General features: G+C 64.8%; 2 protein-coding genes. One reads left to right on the forward strand and one right to left on the reverse strand.

All coding sequences use genetic code 11. The features are described from left to right. Positions 1-864: molybdopterin cofactor-binding domain-containing protein (locus tag ACRCSW_RS01625; RefSeq protein ID WP_438702255.1), on the forward strand; the 864-nt coding region annotated here is incomplete at its 5' end. On the opposite strand, the gene ACRCSW_RS01630 is transcribed toward ACRCSW_RS01625, so the two are convergent. Further along, positions 843-1,304 (reverse strand): MarR family transcriptional regulator, encoded by a 462-nt coding sequence (locus ACRCSW_RS01630; protein ID WP_438702256.1) that lies wholly within the window; start codon positions 1,302-1,304, stop codon positions 843-845. The genes ACRCSW_RS01625 and ACRCSW_RS01630 overlap by 22 nt on opposite strands. Positions 1,305-1,644: the final 340 nt, after the last annotated feature.

Below are 1,644 nucleotides of genomic sequence, written 5' to 3' on the forward strand. Positions count from 1 at the left end.
GGGACGCCCGTCAAGACGATCTGGTCGCGCGAGACCGACATGACGCATGACTGGTATCGCCCGGCAGTGCAGGCCCGGCTGGCAGGCGCGGTCGAGAACGGCCGGATGACCGCTTTCCGCCATGTCTACACCCACACGAACGCGGGGATGCCAGACGGCGAGCGGCCGTTCGGTTTTCCCTATACGGTTCCGGCGGCGGCAATCGGGCGGGTGGCCTGGACTTCTCCGGTTCGGACCGGGTCATGGCGGGCGGTCGATTTCACACAACTCGGGTTCTTTCACGAAGCCTTTGTCGATGAGCTTGCGGTTGCCGCGGGGGCCGATCCGCTGCAGTTCCGGCTGGATCACCTGGAAGATCCGCGCAAGATCGCCGTGCTGGAAAAGCTGCGCGAGGCCGCCGAGTGGGACGGCGCCCGACCGGCGGGCACGGGTATCGGAATGGCCCTGGTCGAGAGCTTCGGTACCATCGTGGCGCAGGCGGTCGAAGTGCGGGTCGCGGACCGTGATCTTAGGGTGACGCGCGTGACCTCGGTCGTGGATTGCGGCGTGGTGGTGAACCCCGATGCGGCGGAAGCGCAGATCCAGGGTGGCGTGATCTTCGGGCTGACAGCGGCGCTGATGGGCGAGATCACGGTCGAAGGCGGAGAGATCGTGCAGAGGAACTTCCCCGACTATGACATGCTGCGGCTCGCCAACTCTCCGGCGCAGAGCGTGCATTTCATGCCGAGCGTCGCGCCACCGGGTGGACTTGGCGAGCCTGGCACGCCGCCGATTGCACCGGCGCTGGTCAACGCGATCGCAGCTGCGACGGGTGAGCGGGTCCGCGATCTGCCGGTCAGCCGTCAGGGTTTTGTGATCGTCTGATCGACGAGGCGGTTGAGATGAGCCGCAACGCGTTCCATCGCGCTTACGATAGTCTCGTGTTCTTCCGGCTCTAGCGCATCAAGCATGGCGCGGGATGCGGCGCGCTCTTCCTCGGACAGACGCGCGACTGCGACCTCTCCGGCAGGGGTCAGCCAAAGCGCCACGGCGCGGCGGTTCGTTTCCCTCCGTTCGCGCCGGACAAGGCCACGCCGGACCAGCCGGTCCACGATGCTGGTCGCGGTCGTCGGCACGATGCCGAGATGCTGGGCGAGCGTGCCAGACATGGCGCCGGGATGGCTGGCGATGACCTGCAGCGCCTGGATGTCTGACGGCGCGAGCTTCAGCGCGCCATGGCTTTTCTGTAGAGCGGGTTCGGCGACTTTCAGCGCGCGCATGATCGCGGTGATCGCCTTTTGCAGTCGGTCGGTTGCATCGTCCATGGGCGGAAGCTACGGCCTTCCGCGCACCGGGCCAAGGGTGTCCTGCCACTTTCCCTTGCCAGCGTGCAGCAAGGCGTCTATAGGCCCGCTATCCCGAAAGTCCCGCTGTCGTCGGCTTGCCGATGCTTGGGCGATTTTGCGGGAACCCTAATCAAGACCGGCGGAGCCAACCGCATGGCCAGTGACAACCAAGAAAAGGATACTGATCTATATGTGCGCTAAAGCAACCATGGAAGACTTCGAAGCCCTTCTGAAGGAAAGCTTCGAGATTGACACGCCCGAAGAGGGCACCGTTGTCAAAGGCAAGGTCATCGCGATCGAAGCGGGCCAGGCCATCATC

It is taken from the genome of Tabrizicola sp. (genome assembly GCF_051645465.1).
Classification (GTDB): Bacteria; Pseudomonadota; Alphaproteobacteria; order Rhodobacterales; family Rhodobacteraceae; genus Tabrizicola.